A 24,557-nucleotide genomic window follows, 5' to 3' on the forward strand; every position below is an offset into this window, starting at 1 on the left:
TTAGTGTCTTCGCCGTGGGTCTTTAACCCGCAGTGAAGACACTAACCTATCGAAAGGGCCGTAACCTATCGAAGAATCCCCCTATCGACGAGCCCCCGCACCCTCACCGCGTCACAACCCGTAACACCCCCTTGCGAGATACCCCCCTAGGGTATATACTGGAGTCATGGAAACCACTAGCAACCAGTGCTGCCACAGCACATCCAACCAGGTCAGCACCGCATCCGGCGCCCCCACTGAGGAGCCCACCGAGGCGCACACCGGCGCATGCTGCGGCGGCGAGGCACCCGAAACCCAGCACGGCTACACCTCCAACAAAGAGGCGCACCTCAAGCGCCTGCGCCGCATCGAAGGGCAGGTCCGCGGCATCGCCCGCATGGTCGACGAAGATAAATACTGCATCGACATCCTCACCCAGGTTGCCGCGGTCTCCAAGGCGCTCCACGCCGTCTCCCTGAACCTGCTCGAAGAGCATATCGGCCATTGCGTGACCGGCGCCGCCGTCGAATCCGAACGCACCGGCGACCCGACCATCGCAGAAGCCAAGGTCAAAGAGGCAACCGCCGCGATCTCCCGCCTCATGCGCAGCTAAACACGCTGCCCCTAAACACCGGGCGGACCCAAGTTTTCAACCCATTACCGAAAGGAAATCATCATGAGCACCACCACCGTTAAGGCAACCGGCCTGACCTGCAACCACTGCGCTATGAGCGTCAGCGAAGAGGTCAGCGAAGTTCCCGGCGTGACCGGCGTGACCGTGGACGTCGTCAAGGACGGCGTCTCCACCGTGACCATTGAGCACGAGGGCACCCTCAACACTCAGGCTGTCGCAGACGCCATCGTCGAGGCTGGCTTCACCCCCGCCGTCTAGCACGGCAGCCGGCTCGATTAGGAGTCATCATGGCTTACCCTCCGCAGTACATTGCGATGGTTGTTGGCGCGGTCCGCACCCTTGTCGGCGCCGAAAACATGCACCTGCGCGACGCGATTGCCCGCGTTGCCAGGCAGATGAATCTGGATGCGGCGCTGGTCGATTCGTGGGTGAAGCAGAGCCCCGAATATACGGCGCGTGAAGATGCGTCCGGCGCCGCGCGACGTAGCGGCACGAGCGCGAATAAGCGTTCCGCCGAGCACGAGCAGGGCGTGAAGGCGCGCGAGAAGGCGAACGCTTCGCCGTTCCCGCGGGCTACCGTGAAACGTGCCTACGGTGTGTCTGATCGTGGCGCGAAGGTGACCGGTATTCGCCCGCATACGAGCAGGCCGGATGGGCTGCCCGGCGACCACTAAGCCGCGGCAGCATTACTCGCGCCGCCACTTTCACAGCCTCGCGGTTTTCACTCTCGCGCGCTCTCGACGGCGCACCCTAAACATTGCGCCAAACACCGCCGGGGCGGGGTCCTTCGGGGCCCCTCCCCCGGCTTGGTGTACCTTTTTTCTACCCTCCGTTTTTATTTTTGAGGAAGTATTGTGTCTTCTACACTGCCTTCAACAAGCACCCGCGAGACCTCATCACAGAGTGAGCGCTCTCTTTTTAATCCTGCCGGAACGACCGCAAAATCAACGGAGTCAACCCGAATTATCCACGTGGACATTCAGGGCATGACCTGCGCATCCTGCGTGGGCCGCGTGGAGCGTAAGCTCCGCAAAATCCCCGGCGTTGACCCGGCGGTGAACCTGCCGCTGGAGTCCGCGCGCGTCATCGTACCCGAGGGCGTGAGCGACGAGCAGATTGTTGAGACCATCAACAACGCCGGCTACAAGGCGCACCTCAAAAACGGCCCGCGCGTGGGCGCCGCGACTGATGCGAGCGCATCCGGCGGCGGCAACCAGCACAGCACCCCGAGCATGAACGGCGGCTTCACTGACCGCATTATTTATGCGGCGATTTTGGGTGTGCCGATTTTCTTGATTTCGATGTTCCCGTCGTTCCAGTTCCCGAATTGGGGTTGGGTTGTGGCGGTTCTGACTGCGCCGGTTGCGTTTTGGTGTGCTGCGCCGTTCCACCGCGCCGCGCTCATCAATGCCCGTCACGGCTCCTCCACGATGGATACGCTCGTGTCCCTCGGCGTGGTCGTGGCGTACTTCTATTCGCTGGCGCAGCTGCTCATGAACCCGGCGTTGACGGCGCACGTGCACCATGCGGGCGGCAGCTTCTGGTCGATGTTTACCGGCCACCATGCGCCGCTGTACTTCGATTCGGCGTCCATGGTGACGCTGTTCCTGCTGATTGGCCGCGCAATTGAGCACCGCACCCGCCACCGCTCCTCGGATGCGCTGCGCACCCTGCTGAGCATGGGCGCGAAGGAGGCGACCCTGCTGCGCACCGATAAGCAGGGCGTGACCAAGCAGGTGCAGGTTCCGGTGGAGGACCTCATGCCGGATGACCTGTTCCTGGTGCGCCCGGGCGAGAAGATTGCCACGGACGGCGTGGTGGTCGAGGGTACCTCCGCGGTGGATGCGTCCCTGCTGACCGGCGAGTCCGTGCCGGTTGAGGTGCATCCGGGTGATGCGGTCACGGGTGCGACGGTGAATACGTCTGGTTCGTTGACGGTGCGTGCGACCCGCGTGGGCGCTGAGACGACTCTGGCGAAGATGGGTGAGCTGGTGGCGAGCGCGCAGGAGACGAAGGCTCCGATTGCTCGTCTGGCAGACCGTGTTTCTGCAGTGTTTGTGCCGGTGATTTTGGCGATTTCGGCGCTGACTCTGATCGGTTGGTGGCTGGTGTCTGGTGATGGTGCTGCGGCGTTTAATGCGGCGGTGTCGGTGCTGGTGGTGGCGTGCCCGTGCGCCTTGGGTTTGGCGACTCCGACGGCGCTGCTGGCGGGTACGGGTCGCGGCTGGCAGTTGGGCATTTTGATTCGTAATGCGCAGGTGCTGGAGGCGACGAGCACGGTTGATCGTGTGGTTCTGGATAAGACCGGTACCGTGACGACTGGTGAGATGTCTGTGGCGTTCTACGGCACTTTTGACGACTATGAGTCGGCGGGTGACTTTGCCGGTATTTCGCCGGAATCCGCAGATTCCAAGAATGAGCGTTCCCTGTCTGTTCTGCGTGATGCCGCCGCCGTGGAGGCGCTGAGTGAGCACCCGATTGCCCGCGCGATTGCCGGTTTTGCCCGTGAGCAGGGTGTGCTGGCTGAGGGTGCTTCGGCGCCGAGTGTGAGCGGCTTTGAGGGTGTTCCCGGAGGCGTGCGCGGCGTGCTGAGCGGCGCGGGTGACGATGCCAAGGAAAGCACCGAGAATGGCGCCTCCCGACTGGTTGTTGTGGGTACTCCCGAGTACCTGCAGGCGGCAGGTGCGCAGCTGAGTGAGGGCCAGTTGGCTCTGCTGGATCAGGCTCGCCGGGCGGGTCTGACGACCGTGGTGGTTGCCCGCGGTGAGGCACCTGATGAGGCCCCGAACACCACCTCCTCTCTGCAGCCGGTCGGCATGATTTCGGTTGCCGACACCCCCAAGCCGGAGGCTGCAGAGACCATGGCACAGCTGCGTGAGCTCGGCCTGGAGCCGATCCTGCTGACCGGTGACGCCCCGCAGGTTGCGCAGGCGGTCGCCTCGCAGGTCGGTATTTCGGCTGAGAACGTGTACGCCGGCGTGACCCCGGAGGGTAAGTCGCAGGTGATTGAGAAGTTGCAGGCTGCCGGTCACCGCGTGGCGATGGTCGGCGACGGCGTGAATGACGCCCCGGCGCTGGCTCTTGCTGAGCTGGGCATTGCGATGGGTTCGGGCACGGACGTTGCCGCGGAGGCAGCAGATATTGTGCTGACCCGTTCGGATGTTGCTTCGGTGGTGACGGCACTGCGTCTCTCCCGCGCTACGCTGCGCACCATTAAGTCGAACCTGTTCTGGGCGTTCGCCTACAATACGGTGGCTATTCCGGTCGCCGTGGCGGGCCTGCTGAACCCGATGATTGCGGGTGCGGCTATGGCGTTTAGTTCGGTGTTTGTGGTGCTGAATTCTATGCGTCTGACGGCGTTTAGGAAGTAGCGCCCTGCCGTTGTACAGAATGAATTGCCGCGTGCGATTTCAAACCGCGCGATTTCAAACGAAAAATTCAAAAGCATATCTCGCCGTGCTTTTCGCACGGTAAAAGATATAAAGAAATGCACCGCCCGTGTAAAGGCGGTGCATTTCTTTATATTTAGTTTTCACGGGCGGCGGCTTGAACACCTCGCCGAGAGCCCGACAGAACCTTACGCCCAGGTGACCAGGTCCTCAATGGAGCGGCGGCTCTTCGGGGCAATCTCGCGGGCACGGTAACCGAAGGTCACAGCAACGGACACGCCGTACTCCTCCGGGTCGAACAGGCCGGCAGAAGTGAGCAGCTCGTTCACTGCCTCGTAGTTCATACCCTCAATGGGGCAGGAGTCGATGCCGAGCATTGCGGCGCCGGTCATCATGTTGCCCAGGGCGATGTAGGTCTGCTTGGAGGCCCAGTCGAAGAGCGCGCGGTCGCTTTCCAGGACCTTCATGTCGTTCTTCTGGAAGTTGCCGTAGCGCTCGAGTGCGGCCTGCATCTGCTCCTCGGTGAGGTTGCGGCCTTCGAGGGTGCGGCGCATCCACGGGGTGTCGTAGCGCAGGCCCTTCTTCGCCAGCAGTACGACCAGGTGGCTTGCGTCGTCGAGGGCGCCCGCCATGCCCCAGGCGATCGGCTTGAGCTTTTCGCGCAGTTCGGGGTCCTGGATGACCAGGAACTTCCACGGCTCGGTGCCGACGGAGCTGGGCGACAGGCGCGCAAATTCGAGGATTGCGGCGAAGTCTTCGTCGCTGACGCGGCGGTCGGGGTCGTAGGCGCGGGTTGCGCGGCGGCGGGCGAAAATTTCGAGGGCTTCTTCGCGGGTTACGGTCACGGTTTCATCCTTTGCATGAGGGTTTCATTACCCTGTCATGCCACACCCGCGGAGGGTGCGGGCGGCGGAAAATGTGATTAGTTACGCCTGCAGGAAATACGCCCGCGAGCGGCGGGACCGTATTGCCGGTGTCGTATTACAGGGTGTACGAAGCCGGTGGGCTGGTACCCAAGGCGCCCAGAGCGCACCTGCCCAGCACCTCCTATGATGCCCCTACTCGGCACCGGCTTTCATCCACACATCCGAGGAGGCGCGGCGACCAAAAATGACCGCGCGGATTCCCTGGAAGTACAGAATATACGCCGCCCACAAGCCGCAATACCCGGCGAGCGCATCCATGGTGCCGGCGCCGACCGCCCAGTGCAGGCCGAGCATGACGGGCACGTACATCACGAGCATGATGAAGCAGCCAATTGCCAGGTATTTCACGTCCTGCGCGCCCATGAGGATGCCATCCAGGGTGAACACGTACGCGGCGATGGGCTGGCCGAGGGCGATGATGACGGTGGCGATGGTGAAGAGGAACGCCACCTGCGCATCCTTAGTGAACAGCCAGGAACCGAAGAAGCCGATGAGAGGGCAGATCAGGCCGGTGATGACGCCGTAGATGAGGCTCATGCGGAGCAGCCGGTTTTTCAGCTGGCGCACCTTCGCACGTTCGGATTCTACGTTGAGGTCGCGTTCGCCGAGTTCCTTGCCGAGTAGCGCCTGGGCGGCGATGGCGAGGGAGTCCAAGGCGTAGAGGAAGAGGTTAAATACGCCCATGCCGAGCTGGTATGCGGCGGTGTGTTCGGTGCCGAATCGTGCCACGACGAACACGGTCAGCAGGGAGGCGATGCGCATGGACAGGGTGCGCAGCATGAGCCAGGAGCCGAGCGAGAGCACCGAACGCATGCCGGTTACGTCAGGTGCCCAGGGGACGGAGTGTTCGCGGGTGCCGCGCATCATGACCACACCGAGCGCGGCAGCCATGCCCCACTGGGTGAGGGAGGTGCCGGTCGCCGAACCGGCAACGCCCCAGCCGACCGGGTAGATGAGCAGCCAGTTCAGCACAATGTTCACAAGCGTGCCGACCGTGGCGACTTTGAGCGGGGTGACGGTGTCTTGCAGCCCGCGGAGCGTGCCGACCTGCGCGAGGATAATCATCATCGGCGGAATACCCCAGAGTGAGTGGTGCAGGTAGTCGAGGGCGTAGCTCATGGTTTCGTCGGTCGCGCCGAGGCCGCGCAGCAGCGGGTCTGCGAAGGCGTATCCGGCGATCATGAGGAGCATGCCGAGGCCGAAGGCGACCCACACGCCGTCCACACCGATCTGCCAGGCGCGGCGCAGGTTCTTCTCGCCGAAGGCGCGCGCCACGGCGGGCGTGACGGAGTAGGCGAGGAAGTTCATGAGGCCCACGACCGTGGTGACGAGCGTGGCGGCGATGCTCATGCCCGCGAGTTCTGCCTTGCCGAGTTGGCCGATGAGGGCGGAGTCGGTGAGCACAAAGATGGGTTCGGCGATGAGCGCGCCGAAGGCGGGTACGGCGAGGACGAGGATGCGCCGGTTCAGCGAAGGTTCGGCGGTGTTGGCGGCGGCATTGGCGCTGGGGCTCGCGGCGGTATTCGCGGCATTTTTAGCGAGCGCGCCGAGTTCGGTGCCGCCGGGTTCAGTATTCGGGTGCTTCTGTGTGCTCATCCTTCTAGGCTACTCCCCGCTGCGGCGGCGGGTGTCTGCGCGCGGGGTGGGGCGCACTCTGCGAGATAGGTGTGCGAGATGCGCGGTTAGGCGCCTCGGCCGCGCAGTTCGTCGAGGGCGCGGCGTTCCTTCTTGGTGGGGCGGCCGCTGCCTCGTTCGCGTTTGGCGACCGGGGGCATGGAGAGGTAGGCGGGGCGCGGGCCGGAGAGGTCTTCGTAGCAGGTGACGGCGATGGGCGCGCCTACGCGTTTGACGAGGAGTTTTTCAACTTTGAAGACGCGTTCCCAGCCGGGGTAGCGAACACGCACCACGTCGCCTTTTTTGAGTTTTTGGGAGGGTTTGGCGGGGGCGTCGTTGACGCGCACGTGGCCGCCTTTGCATTCGTCGGCGGCGAGGGAGCGGGTTTTAAAGATGCGCACTGACCAGAGCCAGAGGTCGAGCCTGGCGCTGGTCAGTGCGTTGGTGTCTTCTGCGGTCATGTGTTCATTGTGGCGCGAGGCGGGCGGGGCACCAAATCAGGTGCACCCGCCTGCGCGTCCTGTCTCTCCACAGTTTTCGCAGTGATTCCACCGTATTTTTGCCGGGGTTTCGGCGGGGTTCCATCATGGCTTCGCCGAACCGCTCCGCAACCGGCACCTAACCCGCCACGCGGCAGAAAATTTTCTATTGCACGCACCTCCCTATTGAGCACAAACCCGCATCCACTAGGGGTATTGTTAAGTCACCTTCTCAAGAAGTGTTCTCAAGGCCACCTAGTTCGCGTGGTCTACGGGGGGGGGTTGTGGCCGCGACGCCACGGGCTCCCCGTAACAGATTGGATATACACCATGTCAGCTTTGAAAAAGCTTCTGGCGGCTGCCCTCATCAGCACTGTGCTGTCTTCTTGCTCCTTCGGTCCCACGTTGGAGAAGGATGAAAGCGCCCGAGCAATCTTCGACACAGAAAATGACCGGGTGATCCTGCCTCTGGACGCATACAACACCGCCGGCAAGGGCGAATACTTCACCAAAGCCCTTGAGCTCGCCCGCAAAAAGTGCTTTGCCGAACACGGGCAACACTACGAGATGTTCGTCCCCACCGAAGGATCCGGCAGGAACCTCGGCAGAACCTACGGGATCTGGAACGTTGAGCACGCCCAAAAATACGGCCTCCACGAGCGCGAAGACTCAAATACGCTGGACCTCTCCTCCCCTGCCGCCTCATCCGACCCCGGGAAGGATGTCCGCACCGAATGCTATCAGCGCGCCGTCGATGAGATGAAGCAAATTGGAGAGATACCCTTCGGAAGCAGCACGTTTACGCGTTTGGAGACCGACGCCCGAAATGCCGCAGGCGATAGGCAACTCAAAAAATCTCTCGACGACGAGTGGAAGCGATGCGTCAAGGACAAGGGCCTCACCCCCGATAGTGAGGTGACCGTTAAGGAAGAAAAGAATATTCGTCAGAGCACCGTCGCCTCCGAAGAAGAAATTCGAATCGCCACTATCCAGGCGCAATGCAATCAGGATGTAGGCCGTTCGCAGAAGCTCTACGACCTGGAGGCGCAGTACCAGAAGCCGCTCGTCGCCAAGAACCAGGCTGCTCTGGAGAATGAGCTCAAGGAATTCAAACGCCGGGACGAGCAGTTCAAACAGTACGTCCTCGACAACCAGTAACAGCGAATAGCACTCGGTAATAGTCGGTATGCCGAAAGGGTGTGTGCCGTGTTCAGTGAACACGGCACGCACCCTTCTTACGTTGCACCGGCTATATTGTGCCGGCTATATTGTGTCGGCTACGTTGTACCGGCGGCCTAACCCGCGGTGGTTATGCCTCCACCGTTGCGGTGCGGCGCTCCTTGAGAGCCCAGCCGATGACACCGGCGAGCAGACCGAACGCAATCCAGAAACCAAGCACCAGCCACTGGTCGCTCGTTGCAGCCTCCGGGAAGTACGCAATCGAACGCAGCAGAGTCGAGGAAGCACCCGGCACCATCATCTGACCGATCTGACCCCACACACCGGGCAGGAACACGCTCGGCATGGACGCACCCGAAATGGGGTTACCGATGAACATGGTCACCACGGCGCCCAGACCCAGGCCAGCGGCGGGAACCAGCAGGGCACCCATACCGATCATGAAGGATGCGGTAGCCAGGTAGGTTGCGCCGAATGCGGCCCACAGGGTTGCGAAGTCACCGGGGATGAAACCGAACCAGGTGCTCAGAATCAGGGCGGTCAGCGCACCGGCGATGACGGCGTACAGGGTTGCGGTGGCGAAGCGGCGCCAGGTGCCGTTCACGCGCAGGGCTGAGAACGAACCGCCCAAAATACCGCCAATGACCAGCGGGAACGCGGAGATAGCGATACCGGAACCGGAGGAGTCACCCTCGCTCAGGGGCACCACGGCGGTGGTCTTCACAGCCATGGCGGATGCCTGCTCGGCCTGCGCCTTCATCTGCTCCAGCTGGGCGGCGGCTTGCGCACCCTGCTCACCGCCGGCCTGCACCGCCTGGGTGAGTGCCTCGGTCTTGGCGGCGAGTACCTTCTGCTGAATCTGCGCGTTCAGCTGGGTAGCAACGCCGTTGAGCATCTGGGTTGCTGCGGCGTTCGCGGCGGGGGCGGTCAGCACCTCGGGTGCGGCACCTTCGGTGAAAACGATTGCGCCGTAGGTTTCGCGCTGCTTGATCTGCTGCTCGGCCTCTTCGCGGGATGATGCCTGCTTCAGTTCGAAGGTCTCGATGCCCTTGTCTTTGAGGGACTGTTCGAACTGGCTGACGGTTACCTCGGGGCCCGCGATGGAGACGGGCAGGTTCTTGGCTTCCATAGTCTTGGTGGGCCAGGTGAAGGCGAGGATAACGACCGCGACAAGTAGGGATGCCAGCAGGGAGGTGCTGATGACCTTGATCCAGGAGGAGCGCTCGGTGCGTGCGGTGGTGGTTTCGTTGTTCATGACAATCTCCAAACAAAATGCTTATTTCGTTTACGAGTCAGAACTCTACTCTCGATTTTTACCGAGTGCAAACAAAATAGCTATTTTGTTTGTAAAGTCACAAAAAGAACTTCCATTGCGTTTGTAAGTTTTGTGCCCACTCCCTAAACTGGAACCATGCCCCGACTAACAGACGCCACCAAAGCCGCACGCCGAGCCCAAATCATCGAAGCCGCCGTTAGCTGCTTCCTCGAAAAGGGCTACACCAACACCTCCATGAGCGACATCATCAAAGCCTCCGGGCTGTCCTCCGGATCCATCTACTCGCACTTCTCCGGCAAAGAAGACATCCTCACCACCGCCATCAACGAACGCCTCGAAAACATCAAAAAGCTCTACGAAACACTCCCCGAAGGCGCCGGACCCCAGGACATTCTCGAAATCATCTACACCAACCAGATGGTTAACGAGAACTTCTCCGCCATGCTGCGCATCCGCCTTGAATCGCTCCACGCGCCCGAAATCGCCAGGGCAACCGCGAACATCATGCCCCTATTGCAGGGCATCATCGTAAAGACCCTCACCCCCTGGGCGGCCGAACAGCTACGCGTTCTGCACGAAATCAACCCCGACCCGGCGCAGCGCACCCCCGAGCAGGAGGCGCTCATCACCGACTACGCCCGCGATACTGCGGACGCCTTCATGATGATTTTCCAGGGCTACATGCTCCGCTCCTTCTTCGGTAACCCCAAGGAAAAGGACCACCTCTACCGCGTCGCTTTAGCGCTTCTTCCTGAGTAGTTGACCGACCGATAGTCCCCAAAAATCACCCTTAGACGGTTGTTTTTCAGCATTTAGACCGCGCAGGGGCAACATAAGTCATTCACATCCTGCAGGCGTAGAATCGAGGAACTATGACTGAATCCTGCACCCCCGCAACCCCTGAGCCGCGCGCCGACAACCCCGCAGAGCTGAAGAATCTGCGTGCCGCGCACGCGGACGAGCTCTCCTCCCGCACCCACGCCACGAGCATCCCGGCAGACTCCTGCTCCCTCTACGACGACGAGGCGCTCGGCGGCACCGCCGGACGCGCCACCGCCTGGCTGGCGCTCGAGCACGTGGGCCAGTGGGGTCGCGACGTGCTGGACGGCTCCGCCCTCGGTGAGGAACTTTCGGAGGCGTTGGGCGAGGCAGTCTCGCAGGCGGGTTTGAAGTTCCTGCTGATCCGCCAGGTGGGCAGGGCAGGGCGTGTACTGCACGGCGCGCCGGATGCATCCGGCGACCCGACCCACCGGGTACTCTACGCGCTCTGCACCCCGGGTGAGGAGAAGCTCTACTCGTTCAGCGTGAGCACCCCCGAACAGCTCCTCGAACTACCCCTGGGCAACCCCCAGGAGTTGATTCAGGCGACCGGCGCGGAGCTCATGGATTCCCCCGCCATTCTCGTATGCACCCACTCCAAGCGTGACCGCTGCTGTGCCCTGCGCGGTCGCCCCATTGCGGCGCACCTGGCGGATATCCTGCCGGGTAATGCGGTCTGGGAGTGCTCGCATACGGGCGGCCACCGCTTTGCCCCGGTCGGCATTATGCTGCCCACCGGCTACACCTACGGTCGCCTCTCGGAGCCTTCGGCGCTGGCTGCGTACCTGTCGCTGGCGGGTCGTTCCATTCCATCACTGCACGGTCTGCGAGGCCGCAGCACGGATACTCCGGTGGAGCAGGCGGCGGAGGTTGCCGTACGCCTCGAACTGGAGAAAAAGGGTGAAGAAGTAACCTCTGGAGGTTTGGTTTCACGTGAAACATCGGCAACAGAGGCGCTCATTGCGCTCCGCGAGGCGGGCATCGATATGAACGTCGAGACAAGCAATGAGTTCTCCCCTGAATTTTTTGCGGCGTTCTCGCCTAAAGATTTCTCCGAACACCCCACTCTGGAGGCGGCACTCACCTCCCACACCGACGGACGCACCTGGGTCACCTTCTTCGAGCGGGTCGCCCTTGAGCCGCGCCCCAACTCGTGCGGCAAGGGTCCCGCGGATGCTTTCAGCCGCGAGCTGCTCGCGCTGCGCCAGCTATAACCCCCTGCACCAGATACAAGCCCCGTGCCAGCTATAACTCCTGCCCCAGCTCTAGGCAGAGCCAGTTCTAGCACCCGCGCATGATGTAGACAGCGTAAAGCCCCTGCGGGCACCTTTCTCGTGTACCCGCCGGGGCTTCGCTGTATCCAAAGTTCGCCGTGTCCAGGGTTCGTCGCAGTCGGCATCCCGCCGTACCCGGCAAACAGGCTTATCCGGCGAACGGGTTCGGCGCGCCGATGTACTGCAGCTCGGTGTATTCCTCCAGACCCTCGGGGCCGCCCTCGCGACCCATACCGGACTGCTTCACGCCGCCAAAGGGTGCCGCAGCGTTCGAGATAACGCCGGAGTTGTAACCGATCAGGCCAAACTCCAGACCAGCCGCCATGCGCGTAAAGCGCGGGTGGTTGCTCGTGTACACGTATGCCGCCAGGCCGTACTCGGTGTCGTTGGCGAGCTTCAGGGCGGTGCGTTCGCCCTCCTCACCGTAGCCGCCGAACGTGGCAATCGGGGCGACGGGCCCGAAAATTTCTTCACGCCACACCCGCATCGAATCGGTCACGCCGGTCAGCACGGTGGGGGTCACGAAGTTGCCCTTGTTCAGGTTCTTGGGCATGCCGCCGGTATCGCTCGGAACGTTCTCCTCAAGCTCGGGAACGTACCCGCCGCAGGCAAGGAGCGCGCCCTTGCCCAGGGCGTCTTCGACCATAAAAAGCATGGATTCAACCGCTGAAGGTTGAATTAGCGGTCCGCAGTCGGTTCCGTCGACGGTTCCGTCACCCACGACGGTCGCCTCCATACGCTCCACGAAGGCGCGGGTGAACTCTTCAGCAATGTCCTCGTGCACGATGAATCGGTTGGCGGCGGTGCACGCCTCGCCCATGTTCCTCATCTTCGCCGCGTAGGCGCCCTCCACGGCGGCGGGGATGTCCGCATCCTCAAAGACAATGAACGGGGCGTTACCGCCCAGCTCCATGGAGGTGCGCAGAACGTTCTGCGAGGCCTGCGCGAGCAGGGTGCGGCCCACGGCGGTGGAGCCGGTGAACGAGACCTTCCGTAGGCGCTCATCAGCCATCAGCGCCGAGACAACCTCGCTGGTGCGGGAGGTGGTCACCACGTTCAGCACGCCGTCCGGCAGGCCCGCCTCACGCATCAGGGACGCGAAGTACAGGGAGCTGAGCGGAGTCAGAGAGGCGGGCTTGAGCACTGCGGTGCAGCCCGCCGCGAGCGCCGGGGCGACCTTGCGTGCCGCCATGGCGAGCGGGAAGTTCCAGGGGGTAATCAGCAGGCAGGGGCCCACGGGGCGGCGTACGGTGGTGATCTGCAGGCCGGATTCGGGGGCGAGGCCGGTGCGGCCGAAGTTGCGGGCGGCTTCTTCGGCGTACCAGCGCAGGTAGTTTGCCGCGTAGGCGACTTCGCCGCGGGACTGGTCGAGGGGCTTGCCCATTTCGAGGGTCATGAGCCGGGCGATGACTTCGGTGCGCTGCGTCATGAGCGTGTAGGCGCGGTTGAGGATGTCGGCGCGTTCGCGGGCGCTGGTTGCCGCCCATGAGGTGCGGGCGTCGCAGGCGGCGTCGAGTGCTTCGATGCCTTGTTCGACGCTGGCGTCGGCGACGTGCGCGAGGATTTGGCCGCAGGAGGGGTTGTGCACGGGGAAGGACCCGTTGTCGCCGGTGACCCAGCTGCCGCCGATAAGCAGGTCAGTGGGCACGTAGAAGAAGGGGTAGGAGGGCCGCTCGTAGGGGTCAATGGGTTCGCGCTGCGGCATGTTGATGCTTTGCATGTGCGGTTCGGTGCGGCCTCGCAGCTGGGCGGATTTCGCGGCGGGCTTTGCGGAAGCGGAACTCTCGGCGGCGGAGCTTTCGGGTGAGGTGGTCATGGCGTGCCTTTCGGGTTGGGGCGGCCGGTGCGGTCGACTCTGACGCTTTTAATTCTAGTCCCGCACGCTCCCCTACCCCTCGAACCTGCCCCACACCCCATCTATACGTCCCGCGCCCCTACACGTCCCCGCTCGCACTCTCCCCACCCAAAAGACCGAGGGCACGCCGAAGGGGGCCGCATCCACTGTGGATACGACCCCCTTCAGGTGGATTCTCGCTCAGCGCGCGAGTCCTAGCTGGGGATTATGGAAGGCGTTGCCCGGAAGGGATGCTCGGTGTTGCATCCGCTCTGCCCGGTACCCGTGCTCTCGCCGCTTAGCGGGCGGCGAGTCGGACCTGGTGGACTAGGCCCACCGGTTCTCTCAAATCCAGGACTGGCGTGCCTCGATTCGAGTCAGCTCCAGAGGACCGCCATCGTTGGTGCCGTGGAAGCGGCCGAAGTGTACGTACGGGCCGCGGTAGGCGCTGTGGTTGATGGGGCTGGAGTACTGGCCGTTGACCGTGTAGTAGAAGCTGTTCTTGTTCAGCACGATCTTGCAGTTCAGTGCCTGGCCGGTGGTGACCTTCTGGCGCAGCTTCATGGTGTGCAGTACGCGCGGGCTTGCCTGGTTGGGTTCGAAGCAGAGGATCTGCGCTACGGAGCCGCCGCGGTAGTTGGGGCGGATGGCGAGCACGTAGGTGCCGTCTTCCTGGTTTGCGGCGAACTTCTTGCCGATGCCGAAGGCGCCGTCGTGTTCGCGACCGAACGCAATGTAGCCGTAGTGACCATCCTGCTTCGGCAGTGCGCCGGTCCACTTCATGGAGAAGTCGAGGGTGTACTTTTCGCGGGTGGTGTAGTTCGCCAGCGGGCCGAGCAGTACGGATTCGTCGTAGCGCTGGTTGTGCACGATGGCGGTGCCGGTCAGGTCGGGCATGTCCGCTGCGACGGAGGGGTCGGCGGGCAGCATGCCGTGGGGACGCTGGCCGGTCTTAATCTTCACGCTGGAGTCGAAGGGGTCACCGATTACCCAGTAGGGGTCGGGGCACATGAAGCCCTTCACGCCCAGTGCCTTGTACTTTTCGTAGGCGGAGCGGCGGTGGATTTCCCAGACGATGACTGCCTTGCCGAGGCCGGTGAGGGCGCGTACGTTCTCCTCGCTCATGGAGCCCTGGGAAGCGCCGGTCGGCTTCTCGTAGTAGGGTACGCCGATGGCGTCCACGTTTTCGTGGCGTGCCATTGCGGAAATCTTATCGATGGGGTCGCCGCCGTCGAAGTAGCACCAGGTGGCACAGCCTGCGGAGTTGGCAAGCTTCAGGTAGCGGGAGGTGGGCTTGAAGCCGCCGCTGCCGTCACGGTACATCTTGATGACGGTGCGGCGCTGCAGGCCGCGTTCGGTGATGAACTTGACGAGGCCTGCCTGTGCGGGGCCGTCCTTCGCTTCGAGGAACAGTACGACCTTCTTGCCGCCGACGGAGGCATATTCGCCGCCTGCGGGTACGGCGTCAACGGCTGCGATGGCTTCTTCGAGGGTGGGGATGTTGTACAGGTCGGTCTTTTCGCCCAGGTTCTTGCGCATGTTGACCTTGTGCTGGCGCAGTTCGGCGAGGGTGTGGCCGCGCACGTCCATGGATGCGCCGGTGGTGCGCTTGATGTTGGTGTCGTGCATGCAGACGAACTGGCCGTCGCTGGTGGTGCGTACGGAAATTTCGACGGCGAGGGCGCCGCGGCGTACGGACTCTGCGTAGGCGTAGGCGGTATGCTCGGGGCTGATGTTGCCGGCACCGCGGTGGGCGATGAAGAATTCATCGGTCTTGTAGAGCAACTGATGTGCGGGGGAGCCGCTGTGTACTGCCGCGAGCTGTGCGCGGGTGTTGGCTGCGGCGTGGGCTTCGCCTGCCTGGAGCATGAGGGCGGCGGGTGCCAGTGCGGAGGCACCGATGAAGCCGCGGCGGCTCAGATTCTTAGAGGTCTTCGGGAATGCAGTCACCGTAGTAGTCCTTTTTCTTTTATGAGTTGAGCGTAATGTGTGTGGTTGTTCATTGAAGTTTTGGTTTATAGCTGAGGGTCCGGATTCTCTCAACTCAAACTACAACTCTAAGTAGGATAACGATTTTTTATCGGTGATTCACTGCGTTTACAGGAAAATAGGGTATTATGTGCGCCTCATTCTTACCCGCGGTGTAATGCGGGTGAATGTGTTCCTCCTTTTCCGCCGCTTTTAATAGCGGCATTTCATGCGGCGTTAAAAAATTTCTCGTGTAACGAAAAAGGCCGCGCCTACAGCCCGATTGAGCCTACAGGACGCGACCTTTTGCGTTAAAACATTTTTCGCAGGTTTTTCACCGCTGTTGAAGCTGAGCTATTTTCGCTGGTTCAGCTTACTTCTTGGATGCCTGAGCGACGCGGTCACCGGCTGCGACGGGGCGGCGTGCCTCAGAGTCCTTGGAGATGTTGAACTTTGCGGTGTTGGTGATCATCACCATGGTTTCCTTGGAGGGGATACGACCCTCGATAGCTGCCCAGTCGACCTCGATGATGGGTGCGCCAGCCTCAACCTTGTCACCTACGTTAGCAATCTTGGTGAAGCCGTCGCCACCGAGCTCAACGGTGTCGATACCGATATGGACCAGTACCTCGCCGCCGTTTTCGGTGCGGAGCATGAATGCGTGCAGGGTGTCCTGAATCAGTGCGATGGTGCCTGCAACGGGTGCGACGATGGTGCCTGCGGTGGGGTTCACTGCGTAGCCGTCGCCCATAACGCCCTGAGAGAAAACGGGGTCGGAGACTTCGCTCAGCGGCAGGTACTCGCCGGTAGCAGGTGCGACGTAGACGTCTGCGGACGATGCTTCCTGTGCGGCAGCTTCCTTCTTCTTCTTGCCGAAACCGAACATATATGCTCCTTTTGGTCGTGTGGCGCTATGAATAGCGTGTATTTGTAGCGCTGATGCGTCCGCGTCGGATGCGGGCGTCGTTGCCTTCTTGGTTTCACACCGGGCGACGCCTGCCTGATTTGCAGGGTTCGCACACTCCGGTGCATATGCACTCAGAATACAACACCTAAACCCGTAGCTCACGAGCTAAGGGTCATTCGACTCGAATTCTGCAAATATTCCGCAAATCTGGAACTTCAACTCACACTTCTGCACTCTTGAGGTCCCGAGTACACTTAGTGAAGGACTGGCACCCCTCCCCCGAGCCGGTGCCCATAAGAGAGAAAAGGCTGAAACTGATGACTGAAGCGGCTGAGACCGTTCTTGAAGTATTTATTCCGGGCCCCGGCGAGAACCCGGAGGATCCGCAGGATATGGAGCGCTCTGAGTTCCTGGGCGCCGCGCAGGAGGCGCTGGATTCGGGCGTGGACATTGAGGTGTACTCCACCGACTCCTACCCTTCCGCCTTCGAAGAGTGCGCACCGGTGGCGGAGCAGATTGAGATGAACGGCATCGAGGTTCTGCCGCTCATGCTGGTCAACGGTGAGGTGAAGGTGTCCTTCGCGTACCCGACCGCCGAGCAGATTAAGCGTTTTGCGCGCGCCCACCTGGTCGCCCAGCCGAAGGCGAACGCGGCAGCGGCTGCGTGCGGCCCCTCCGGCTCCCCGGCGGCGTCGATGATCCCGAACCTGAGCCCTCTGGCGGAGCCCGCCGGTTTCGCGGCGACCCTGGCGGGTAAGGCGCCCCAGCCGGTCGGCGGCCCCGAGATCGGTAACCGCGTGAACCTCATGGGTGGCGACACCGGCGACGGTATCCCCACCTCCGGTTCGGTGGCTGTGAAGTCCGGCGGCTGCGGATGCGGTGGTTGCGGCTGCGGCGGCAAGTAAACCGCCCCTGCCGGCAATGAGCGCCCGGCTCACCCGGTTCTAGCTACATACACAAAGAGCGGTGCCCGCCTCCTCACATTGAGGAAGCGGGCACCGCTTTCGCTTAACGAAGCTTAGGTTCACACCCGGCAGCGACTATAGGCGCTGCGGCGGGCGAACAGTACCTTACTTGATGGAGGTACCGACGGAACCGAGCTGCTGGCAAGCCTCGACCACGCGTGCGGCCATGCCTGCCTCTGCAGCTGCACCCCAAACGCGGGGGTCGTAGGTCTTCTTGTTGCCGACCTCGCCGTCAACCTTCAGCACACCGTCGTAGTTGCTGAACATGTGGCCAGCAACGGGGCGGGTGAATGCGTACTGGGTGTCGGTGTCGATGTTCATCTTGATAACACCGTAGGACACTGCGTCTGCAATCTCCTGCTCGGTGGAGCCGGAGCCACCGTGGAAGACCAGGTAGAAGGGCTTGTCGCCCTTGCCGTACTTAGCGCCGACCTCGGTCTGGATTTCCTTGAGCAGCTCGGGGCGCAGGTGAACGTTACCGGGCTTGTACACGCCGTGAACGTTACCGAAGGTCAGAGCAGCCATGTAGGTGCCCTTCTCGCCCAGGCCGATTGCCTCAACGGTCTTGATTGCGTCTGCAACGGTGGTGTACAGGGAGTCGTCGATAGCGCCTTCAACGCCGTCTTCCTCGCCACCAACGGCACCGATCTCAACCTCAAGCACGATGTTTGCCTTGGAGGTACGCTCGATCAGCTCAGCAGCGATCTTCAGGTTCTCGTCCAGGTCGATTGCGGAGCCGTCCCACATGTGGGAGTTGAAGATGGGGTCTTCACCGCGAGCAACAGCCTTCTCGGACTCTGCCAGCAGGGGCAGGACGAAGCCGTCCAGCTTGTCCTTGGGGCAGTGATCGGTGTGCAGTGCAATGTTCACGTCGTACTGCTTAGCAACTTCGCGTGCGTATGCTGCGAAGGCCAGGGAGCCAACGACCATGTCCTTCTTGGAAGCGCCGGACCAGTATGCTGCACCACCGGTGGATGCCTGGATGATGCCGTCCGAGCCAGCCTCTGCGAAGCCGCGGATTGCAGCGTTCAGGGTCTGGGAGGAGGTCACGTTCACTGCGGGGTACGCGAAGCCCTTTTCCTTCGCGGTCTGCAGCATTTCTGCGTAAACTTCGGGGGTTGCAATAGCCATATGCTGACTCCTTGGATAGATGCGACCGGTTACCGATGCTGGGCCGGTTCACCATATTTTGTTGGCGCGCGAGACGCCTCCTACTCGCACTATTTTACCAAGATACGACTTATTTATCGTTAATTTTTTGTGGGTTTTTTTGGGTTTACTACAGCGAAATTTCCGCGAATTACCGCGGTAAAGTAGAGGTGTTAATGACTTGATGTCTTCTGTGCGCGCAGGCCAGCGTACACATCACCCAGACGCGACGAAAGGAACCTCCCATGAGCAAGGCGAGCGCTAAAAATAATCCGAAACAGCTCGACGCGAAACGTGAGAAGCGTGCCCGCCAGGCGCAGCGTCGTGCTGAGCGTGAGCATCCGAATGCGGCGGCTATTGCCCCGGTGCGCGCGCAGTTGGATGAGGTTCTGGATCGTAAGAGTCGGCATGTTTTGGGGCATGGCGATATGGCGAAATCCCTTGAATTGATGGAGAAAATGCGTGATGAGGGCGCGAGTGACCACGAGATTGATGTGGCGCTTGCGGAGGCGAAGCTCCCCTCGGTCGTGCAGGTGGGCCGTAAGTCGTTGATGCGTTGGCCGAGCTGGTGGTGGTTGAATCGTCGTGAGCGCGCGTTGCGGGCGAAGATTGACCGCCTGATGGAGGGCTAAGTCCCCGTTTTGAATAGGTTGTGAGAGCACCCCGTTGTGGGTGCTCTTGTGCTGTGCGGTGGTGGGATAATTGATTTTTTGGACTCAGGGTTCAATTAATCTATTTCACAAAACAATGAAAACCACACAATACAACATGAACCAAATATATTTATAAGATATGCATTATATGTATATAAATTGTTACGTGATGCGAGTTATATTACCTAAATTACCGTGCTATAGTCATTACAACCCGCAGACGTGTTCCCAACCACATTTCGTGTAGCACGTGCTTCAGACGTAACTATCCAAGGAGGTATAGCGTGAGCACCTCACCGAACAAGAACCCGCAGACTTCTGCAGCGGATCAGTACACTAAGCCCCCCACAGACGACCCGTTCGCACACGAACAGGAAGGCTTCCACAAGGGGCTTGGCGCACGTCAGCTCCAGATGATCGCCATCGGTTCTGCTATTGGTACCGGCCTGTTCCTGGGCACCGGTAGCCGCCTGCAGGACGCAGGCCCCATGCTCGCCGTCATCTACGCCGTCATCGGCTTCTTCGGCTACCTGATCCTTCGAGCCCTCGGCGAGCTGATCCTTCACCGCCCTTCCTCGGGCTCCTTCGTCTCTTACACCCGCGAATTCTACGGCGAAAAGGCCGCATTCGTATCCGGATGGCTGTACTGGCTGAACTGGGCAATGACCGCCGTTGCAGACGCCACCGCTATCGCTATCTACATCAGCTGGTTCGGTCGATACAACCAGTTCTTCGCAGATATTCCCCAGTGGCTCAGCGCATTCATCGTCGTTATCGTCACTGTGGCTCTGAACCTCATCTCCGTGAAGCTCTTCGGTGAGCTGGAATTCTGGTTCGCGCTCATTAAGATTCTTGCCCTGCTGTCCTTCATGGCGGTAGGTATCTGGTACCTGGTCTTCGGTGAACCCATCAACGGCGTCACCCCCGGCCTGAGCCTTATTGCAGCCAATGACGGCTTCTTCCCCAACGGTATTCTTCCCGCTCTTATCGTGGTTCAGGGCGTTGTGTTCGCCTACGCCGGTATTGAGCTGGTCGGCACCACCAGTGGTGAAACCAAGAACGTTGAGAAGGTTATCCCCCGCGCTATCAACACCGTGATTTGGCGTATTGCGATCTTCTACGTTGGTTCCGTGGTTCTGCTCTGCCTGCTCATGCCCTACACCGCATACAAGGACGCAGAGTCGCCGTTCGTGACCTTCTTCGACGCTATCGGTATTCAAGGCACCGCACCGATTATGCAGCTGGTCGTTATTACCGCGGCTGCTTCCTCGCTGAACGCTGGCCTGTACTCCACCGGTCGTATCCTCCACTCGATGGGTGTTGCAGGTTCGGCACCGAAGTTCACCACTAAGGTGTCCCGCTCCGGCGTTCCGGTGGCAGGTATTCTGCTGACCGGTGTGATTGGCCTCTTCGGTGTTGTGCTGAACTTCTTCGTTCCCGAGCAGGCGTTCGAGGTCGTGCTGAACATCGCCTCGGTGGGCACCATGGCTAGCTGGGCGGCTATCGCAATGTCGCACCAGAAGTACCTGAAGCTGGTCGGCGAGGGCAAGTACAAGCGCCCCAACTACCGTGCACCCGGCGGTCGTTTCAGCGACTGGGCTGTGATGGTCTTCCTGGCTGTTGTGCTGGTGCTGATGGCACTGGATTACCCGGTCGGCACCTACACCCTGGCATCGCTGTTGCTGGTTATCCCGCTGCTGATTATCGGCTGGTACACGGTTCGTGACCGCGTCAACGAGATTGCTCGCGTCCGTGAAGGCTACACCGGTTCCGTGCCCGTGATTGCTGCCCGCCCCGTGGTGAAGAAGCTCGTTTCGGAGCCTCGTACCCACATTGACCTGGGTGACCTTGAGGACGAGGACAACCCGAAGGGTAGCTAACCCGACCGGTTGCCTGTAATCCCGGTAATATCCCGGCGAAGGCGAATGAGGGGGTTCTAGACCCTAGCCCTAGACTCTAGGAGATCTAGGCTCTAGGAGCTCTAGACTCTAGAACCCCCCTCCCTGCACGTCTTTTCGTGTTCGTTCCGTATTACATCCGTGTAATACATAAAGCAAAGTACATATCTACAGCATTTCTAATACGGTGTGTCCTGCAATATATTTTGAGATAATAGATATCCGCAGTGACCACCAGATGCACAAAGAAGTTTTGTGCAGATATTCAAAGGAGAAAATCATGACTGAACGTCCTAGCGCACACGCGGTGGAATTTGTTGACGTCGCCTCGATGGCGAAGTGGATTCAGAAGGACGGCGTAGGCAACATCATTGCCGGCATGGTCGACTTCCTCGAAGAAGACTTCAAGAAGTGGCAGAGCTTCGACAAGATTCCGCGCGTCGCCTCCCACACCCCCTTCGGTGTGATTGAGCTGATGCCCACCTCCGATAACATCACCTACTCCTTCAAGTACGTGAACGGCCACCCGTCGAACCCGGCACGCGGCTTCCAGACCGTGACCGCGTTCGGTCTGCTCGCTGACGTGGACAACGGCTACCCGGTGTTCCTGGCTGAGATGACCCTGCTGACCGCGCTGCGTACCGCTGGCGTGTCCGCCATGGTTGCTAAGCACCTGGCACGCAAGGATTCGAAGAAGATGGCAATGATTGGTACCGGCTCGCAGTCTGAGTTCCAGGCGCTGGGTATGCGCGCTGTGCTCGGCATTGAGGACCTGTCCGTCTACGACGTTGACCCGCACGCGATGGAGAAGTTCCGCCGTAACCTGGAGCCGCTGGGCTTCCGCATCCACCTGGCTAAGGACGTGGATGAGGCTGTTGAGGGTGCCGACATTATTACCACCTGCACCGCCGATAAGCAGCAGGCGAAGGTTCTGCTGGACCGCCAGGTAAAGCCCGGCGTGCACCTGAACGCTATTGGTGGCGACTGCCCCGGCAAGACTGAGCTGGAAAGCGAAATTCTGGACCGCTCCACTGTGTTTGTTGAGTTCCCGCCGCAGACCCGCATTGAGGGCGAGATTCAGCAGAAGGACCCGGACTTCCCGGTGGTGGAGTTCTGGAAGGTTCTGACCGGTGAGGAGCCGGGCCGCGTGTCGGATGAGCAGATTACCCTGTTTGATTCGGTGGGCTTCGCGATTGCTGACTTCTCGGGTCTGCGTTATGCCCGTGCGGCTACGCAGGACACCGACCTGCAGCAGTTCATTGACCTGGTTGCTAGCCCGGATGATCCGAAGGATCTGTACTCGCTGGTGAACGTTAACGTTCCGGTGGGCTAAAGGGCTAAGTAACCTGACGCTGAGTAGCCTTGAGCTGGTGGGCCTGTAAGGTGCGCCAGCGGAGGCTGCGAGGTTGAGAGTGAATAAAGTGAGGGCCGGGGAGTGGTGACACTCCCCGGCTCCTTCTTATGAAATTTTCGTATGCACGGATTCTTGTGCGCGGATTTTCTTATGGGCAACTTGTGAGCATTCTGCGGCTGGTTCACCCGTTCTACCCTTCAGCGGGTGTGGCTACTGGTGGGTGGCGATGATTTCACGCGCCTTCGCTACACGCTTTTCTTTCTCCTCTTTCAGCTGGTTGAGCTTCGCCTGGTTCTTCTCAATCAAAGGCCCCTGATAGGACGCTTCAATATCACCCAGACGCTGAGCCATACCCACCTTCTGGTTACATTCCGCTTCGATGGTTGCGAGGCGGATTTCCTCCGGCTTAGCTTCTTCGTTGCCTTGGGAGGAGGTCATGAGATGTGCGCTTTCTTCGGACATCCAGTCGCTCTCTCCTTCCCTGGGGGTTAGTCTGCGTTCACGCAGGCAGGTCCACCATTCTGAGCGAATATTTTTCCACTCATCGGTTTGGGAGGCGTAGGTGTATGCCTGTGAGTTTAGCTCTCCTACAAACCGGTATTCTTTTTCGTCCAGTTCGACGTCAGAGAATGCGGTTTTCACCTCTTCTTGGCACCGGGCGTTGATGTCGTCTGATGCTGAATCGTCTGGGCCTCGGGATTCCTTCTGGGAGTACCCGTACTTTTTGGCGTACTCGACGTTCCAGTTGCCGTATAGCCCCCCGGGTTGCGGGGTGTCTATTGAGGGCACAGCGTAGGACTGCCCGTGGTGCGCGTAGCATTCGGACATGAGCGTGTGCCACGCCGTGCTCACCGTACGGATTGTTAGTTCATCGAAGGCATACTCGTCCAGTGGAAGGTGTATGTAGTTCTTTGAATAATCGAGAACAGCTTTTCGTGAGGTGTCCCGCTCGGCACTGTTGGAGCAGGATACGCACGCCCCCAGCAGGCAGAATACTGTTACCGCAGAGAGAGCCTTACGCATAGGCTTTCCTCCTCCATACCTCGTTGTAGCATTCAAACGGAGTTACCCCAATTATCCCAAGGGATGCTATCTGCTTGTTGCTGATATCTACTGGTGGGTGGCAATAATTTCGCGCGCCTTCGCTATCTTCGCATCACGTTCAGCCTTCAATTCATTCAGCAGCGCCTGATTCTTCTCAATCAAAGGCCCCTGATAAGACGCCTCAAGATCACCCAGACGCTGGGCCAACCTCACCTTCTCGCTACATTGAGCTTCAATGGTTGCCAGGCGGATAACCTCCTCCAACACTTTGGGATCATCAGCATTCAGACTGGCCGTTTCTTTGCTCGTCCATTCACCGTCCCCGGTGCGAGGCGTCAACCCTTCCTGACGCTGACAGTCCCACCAATCTGAGCGGGCTTTCTTCCATTCAGGGTCAGCCTGCGCACGCATGTACGCTTCACTACGGATACGCTCGACGGGGCGGTACTTTTTCTCATCATCCTCATCAAAATAGAGCATATCCAGTTCTTCCCGATGCTCTTCGCGGCAGCTGGCCCTGACGTCTTCAGGGATGCTCTTATAAATCCTTTCCTGCTCATCTCTGACTTGGATGGACGTAAAATGATTCGCCGCATGCTTCACGTTCCAGGAGCCGTACTGGGAGGCGTTGCCAGAAACCAAGCCGTTTTCTAGAATTTCAAAATCGTATCCTTTTTTCGCATAGCACTCTTTAAGAATCAACAAATACGCCCTATATGTTATATCTTCGGCCTGGTCACTCATATCGTATTCGTCGAGGGGAAGAGTAATATAGTTATTTTCAAAATCCAGCTGGGCTTTGAGGCTAGTATCCTTAGGCGCAGCGGCACAGGAACTTAAAGCTAAAGCAAAGCAGGCGAGTAGGGCAGAAGATTTCTTCATTGTTACCAACTCCTTTCAATCAAGAAAGTCAGGAGGAGCCCACAAACATTGGGCTCCTCCATCACAATTACCAGCGGCAGTTTACCTTGTAAACAGAACTAATACGATCATCCCAAGTCTCGCCCCAATGGAGACCCGCATGGCTTAGACCGCGAAGATAGTTGAGGTCGGAAGAAGATTCAAAATTTCGACCCCTGTGATTAATGTCTTCGTAATAGTGCCACCGACACCCACCAGAATGCAATGAAGATGCACGGTCACTCATCCAATCCAAATGGGTCGTCCCCTCAGTTTCCATACGGGGCCCAAGGAAATTGGCATCCGAATAGAAAGT

22 protein-coding genes are annotated in these 24,557 nt (G+C 60.2%); 11 read left to right on the plus strand and 11 right to left on the minus strand.

Going from position 1 to position 24,557, the window contains the following annotated elements:
• The first annotated feature begins 166 nt into the window (after window positions 1-166).
• The 4 genes from HMPREF3055_RS02845 to HMPREF3055_RS02860 all read left to right on the plus strand — a co-directional run bounded on the left by HMPREF3055_RS02845 (window position 167) and on the right by HMPREF3055_RS02860 (window position 3,984).
• A complete protein-coding gene (locus tag HMPREF3055_RS02845) occupies window positions 167-592 on the plus strand; it encodes a metal-sensitive transcriptional regulator (RefSeq protein WP_070737831.1) in 426 nt (141 codons plus the stop codon).
• A 63-nt stretch (window positions 593-655) separates the two neighbouring features.
• A complete protein-coding gene (locus HMPREF3055_RS02850; protein WP_044150011.1) occupies window positions 656-871 on the plus strand; it encodes a heavy-metal-associated domain-containing protein in 216 nt (71 codons plus the stop codon).
• A gap of 29 nt (window positions 872-900) precedes the next feature.
• Window positions 901-1,287 (plus strand): hypothetical protein, encoded by a 387-nt coding sequence (locus HMPREF3055_RS02855; protein WP_049341993.1) that lies wholly within the window; start codon window positions 901-903, stop codon window positions 1,285-1,287.
• A 297-nt stretch (window positions 1,288-1,584) separates the two neighbouring features.
• Window positions 1,585-3,984 carry a heavy metal translocating P-type ATPase gene (locus HMPREF3055_RS02860; RefSeq protein ID WP_256387798.1) on the plus strand — a complete coding sequence of 800 codons (2,400 nt, stop codon included), beginning with the start codon at window positions 1,585-1,587 and terminating at the stop codon, window positions 3,982-3,984.
• Window positions 3,985-4,190: 206 nt separating this feature from the next.
• Here the strand turns inward: HMPREF3055_RS02860 and HMPREF3055_RS02865 are convergent, their stop codons facing one another.
• The 3 genes from HMPREF3055_RS02865 to HMPREF3055_RS09080 form a co-directional block, all read right to left on the minus strand.
• Window positions 4,191-4,847, minus strand: a complete 657-nt coding sequence (locus HMPREF3055_RS02865) for an NAD(P)H-dependent oxidoreductase (RefSeq protein WP_070737834.1) — start codon at window positions 4,845-4,847, stop codon at window positions 4,191-4,193.
• 213 nt (window positions 4,848-5,060) lie between these two features.
• Window positions 5,061-6,524, minus strand: coding sequence for an MATE family efflux transporter (locus HMPREF3055_RS02870; RefSeq protein WP_083318003.1), 1,464 nt, complete (start codon window positions 6,522-6,524; stop codon window positions 5,061-5,063).
• A gap of 86 nt (window positions 6,525-6,610) precedes the next feature.
• Window positions 6,611-7,003, minus strand: coding sequence for an RNA-binding S4 domain-containing protein (locus HMPREF3055_RS09080; protein ID WP_005507918.1), 393 nt, complete (start codon window positions 7,001-7,003; stop codon window positions 6,611-6,613).
• 348 nt (window positions 7,004-7,351) lie between these two features.
• Here HMPREF3055_RS09080 and HMPREF3055_RS02880 point away from each other — a divergent pair, with 348 nt between their 5' ends.
• Window positions 7,352-8,179: a hypothetical protein gene (locus HMPREF3055_RS02880; protein WP_049347536.1), complete on the plus strand. Its 828-nt coding sequence runs from the start codon at window positions 7,352-7,354 to the stop codon at window positions 8,177-8,179.
• A gap of 151 nt (window positions 8,180-8,330) precedes the next feature.
• Here HMPREF3055_RS02880 and HMPREF3055_RS02885 read toward each other — a convergent pair whose 3' ends face one another.
• Window positions 8,331-9,455: an ABC transporter permease gene (locus HMPREF3055_RS02885; protein WP_246826880.1), complete on the minus strand. Its 1,125-nt coding sequence runs from the start codon at window positions 9,453-9,455 to the stop codon at window positions 8,331-8,333.
• Between the two features lie 156 nt (window positions 9,456-9,611).
• On the opposite strand from HMPREF3055_RS02885, the gene HMPREF3055_RS02890 reads away from it, so the two are divergent.
• Both HMPREF3055_RS02890 and HMPREF3055_RS02895 read left to right on the plus strand, forming a co-directional pair.
• The gene (locus tag HMPREF3055_RS02890; protein WP_049338599.1) at window positions 9,612-10,235 is read left to right on the plus strand and encodes a TetR/AcrR family transcriptional regulator; all 624 of its coding nucleotides are present in this window, start codon (window positions 9,612-9,614) and stop codon (window positions 10,233-10,235) included.
• A 113-nt stretch (window positions 10,236-10,348) separates the two neighbouring features.
• Entirely contained in the window at window positions 10,349-11,509 is a 1,161-nt protein-coding gene (locus HMPREF3055_RS02895; protein WP_070688745.1) for a sucrase ferredoxin, read from the plus strand.
• Between the two features lie 208 nt (window positions 11,510-11,717).
• Here the strand turns inward: HMPREF3055_RS02895 and HMPREF3055_RS02900 are convergent, their stop codons facing one another.
• From HMPREF3055_RS02900 to HMPREF3055_RS02910, 3 genes are all read right to left on the minus strand, one after another.
• Window positions 11,718-13,385 carry an NAD-dependent succinate-semialdehyde dehydrogenase gene (locus HMPREF3055_RS02900; RefSeq protein WP_070737845.1) on the minus strand — a complete coding sequence of 556 codons (1,668 nt, stop codon included), beginning with the start codon at window positions 13,383-13,385 and terminating at the stop codon, window positions 11,718-11,720.
• Between the two features lie 363 nt (window positions 13,386-13,748).
• Window positions 13,749-15,353: a glycerophosphodiester phosphodiesterase gene (locus HMPREF3055_RS02905; RefSeq protein ID WP_070737848.1), complete on the minus strand. Its 1,605-nt coding sequence runs from the start codon at window positions 15,351-15,353 to the stop codon at window positions 13,749-13,751.
• A 391-nt stretch (window positions 15,354-15,744) separates the two neighbouring features.
• Window positions 15,745-16,257: a PTS sugar transporter subunit IIA gene (locus tag HMPREF3055_RS02910; RefSeq protein ID WP_049326797.1), complete on the minus strand. Its 513-nt coding sequence runs from the start codon at window positions 16,255-16,257 to the stop codon at window positions 15,745-15,747.
• Between the two features lie 338 nt (window positions 16,258-16,595).
• Here HMPREF3055_RS02910 and HMPREF3055_RS02915 point away from each other — a divergent pair, with 338 nt between their 5' ends.
• Window positions 16,596-17,183, plus strand: coding sequence for an arsenic metallochaperone ArsD family protein (locus HMPREF3055_RS02915; RefSeq protein ID WP_070737851.1), 588 nt, complete (start codon window positions 16,596-16,598; stop codon window positions 17,181-17,183).
• Window positions 17,184-17,348: 165 nt separating this feature from the next.
• Here HMPREF3055_RS02915 and fbaA read toward each other — a convergent pair whose 3' ends face one another.
• Window positions 17,349-18,374 carry a class II fructose-bisphosphate aldolase gene (gene fbaA / locus HMPREF3055_RS02920; protein ID WP_005507927.1) on the minus strand — a complete coding sequence of 342 codons (1,026 nt, stop codon included), beginning with the start codon at window positions 18,372-18,374 and terminating at the stop codon, window positions 17,349-17,351.
• A 263-nt stretch (window positions 18,375-18,637) separates the two neighbouring features.
• On the opposite strand from fbaA, the gene HMPREF3055_RS02925 reads away from it, so the two are divergent.
• The 3 genes from HMPREF3055_RS02925 to HMPREF3055_RS02935 all read left to right on the plus strand — a co-directional run bounded on the left by HMPREF3055_RS02925 (window position 18,638) and on the right by HMPREF3055_RS02935 (window position 22,276).
• Window positions 18,638-19,024, plus strand: coding sequence for a cobalamin ABC transporter ATPase (locus HMPREF3055_RS02925; protein WP_070737854.1), 387 nt, complete (start codon window positions 18,638-18,640; stop codon window positions 19,022-19,024).
• 305 nt (window positions 19,025-19,329) lie between these two features.
• The gene (locus HMPREF3055_RS02930) at window positions 19,330-20,925 is read left to right on the plus strand and encodes an amino acid permease (protein ID WP_070633593.1); all 1,596 of its coding nucleotides are present in this window, start codon (window positions 19,330-19,332) and stop codon (window positions 20,923-20,925) included.
• A gap of 298 nt (window positions 20,926-21,223) precedes the next feature.
• Entirely contained in the window at window positions 21,224-22,276 is a 1,053-nt protein-coding gene (locus HMPREF3055_RS02935; protein WP_005504242.1) for an ornithine cyclodeaminase, read from the plus strand.
• Between the two features lie 231 nt (window positions 22,277-22,507).
• On the opposite strand, the gene HMPREF3055_RS02940 is transcribed toward HMPREF3055_RS02935, so the two are convergent.
• From HMPREF3055_RS02940 to HMPREF3055_RS09530, 3 genes are all read right to left on the minus strand, one after another.
• Entirely contained in the window at window positions 22,508-23,320 is an 813-nt protein-coding gene (locus tag HMPREF3055_RS02940) for a hypothetical protein (protein ID WP_049338604.1), read from the minus strand.
• 87 nt (window positions 23,321-23,407) lie between these two features.
• Window positions 23,408-24,223: a hypothetical protein gene (locus tag HMPREF3055_RS02945; protein WP_049342002.1), complete on the minus strand. Its 816-nt coding sequence runs from the start codon at window positions 24,221-24,223 to the stop codon at window positions 23,408-23,410.
• A gap of 67 nt (window positions 24,224-24,290) precedes the next feature.
• The coding region (locus HMPREF3055_RS09530; protein ID WP_141758467.1) for a peptidase inhibitor family I36 protein at window positions 24,291-24,557 on the minus strand (267 nt) is incomplete at its 5' end.

This window comes from Rothia sp. HMSC061C12 (assembly GCF_001815755.1).
GTDB lineage: Bacteria > Actinomycetota > Actinomycetes > Actinomycetales > Micrococcaceae > Rothia > Rothia mucilaginosa.

Bases quoted from the DNA above. Each gene is read 5' to 3' on its own strand.
- HMPREF3055_RS02845 (WP_070737831.1), top strand. From the start codon at position 167: ATGGAAACCACTAGCAACCAGTGCTGCCACAGCACATCCAACCAGGTC.
- HMPREF3055_RS02850 (WP_044150011.1), top strand. From the start codon at position 656: ATGAGCACCACCACCGTTAAGGCAACCGGCCTGACCTGCAACCACTGC.
- HMPREF3055_RS02855 (WP_049341993.1), top strand. From the start codon at position 901: ATGGCTTACCCTCCGCAGTACATTGCGATGGTTGTTGGCGCGGTCCGC.
- HMPREF3055_RS02870 (WP_083318003.1), bottom strand. From the start codon at position 6,524: ATGAGCACACAGAAGCACCCGAATACTGAACCCGGCGGCACCGAACTC.
- HMPREF3055_RS09080 (WP_005507918.1), bottom strand. From the start codon at position 7,003: ATGACCGCAGAAGACACCAACGCACTGACCAGCGCCAGGCTCGACCTC.
- HMPREF3055_RS02880 (WP_049347536.1), top strand. From the start codon at position 7,352: ATGTCAGCTTTGAAAAAGCTTCTGGCGGCTGCCCTCATCAGCACTGTG.
- HMPREF3055_RS02885 (WP_246826880.1), bottom strand. From the start codon at position 9,455: ATGAACAACGAAACCACCACCGCACGCACCGAGCGCTCCTCCTGGATC.
- HMPREF3055_RS02890 (WP_049338599.1), top strand. From the start codon at position 9,612: ATGCCCCGACTAACAGACGCCACCAAAGCCGCACGCCGAGCCCAAATC.
- HMPREF3055_RS02895 (WP_070688745.1), top strand. From the start codon at position 10,349: ATGACTGAATCCTGCACCCCCGCAACCCCTGAGCCGCGCGCCGACAAC.
- HMPREF3055_RS02900 (WP_070737845.1), bottom strand. From the start codon at position 13,385: ATGACCACCTCACCCGAAAGCTCCGCCGCCGAGAGTTCCGCTTCCGCA.
- HMPREF3055_RS02910 (WP_049326797.1), bottom strand. From the start codon at position 16,257: ATGTTCGGTTTCGGCAAGAAGAAGAAGGAAGCTGCCGCACAGGAAGCA.
- HMPREF3055_RS02915 (WP_070737851.1), top strand. From the start codon at position 16,596: ATGACTGAAGCGGCTGAGACCGTTCTTGAAGTATTTATTCCGGGCCCC.
- fbaA (WP_005507927.1), bottom strand. From the start codon at position 18,374: ATGGCTATTGCAACCCCCGAAGTTTACGCAGAAATGCTGCAGACCGCG.
- HMPREF3055_RS02925 (WP_070737854.1), top strand. From the start codon at position 18,638: ATGAGCAAGGCGAGCGCTAAAAATAATCCGAAACAGCTCGACGCGAAA.
- HMPREF3055_RS02935 (WP_005504242.1), top strand. From the start codon at position 21,224: ATGACTGAACGTCCTAGCGCACACGCGGTGGAATTTGTTGACGTCGCC.
- HMPREF3055_RS02940 (WP_049338604.1), bottom strand. From the start codon at position 23,320: ATGCGTAAGGCTCTCTCTGCGGTAACAGTATTCTGCCTGCTGGGGGCG.
- HMPREF3055_RS02945 (WP_049342002.1), bottom strand. From the start codon at position 24,223: ATGAAGAAATCTTCTGCCCTACTCGCCTGCTTTGCTTTAGCTTTAAGT.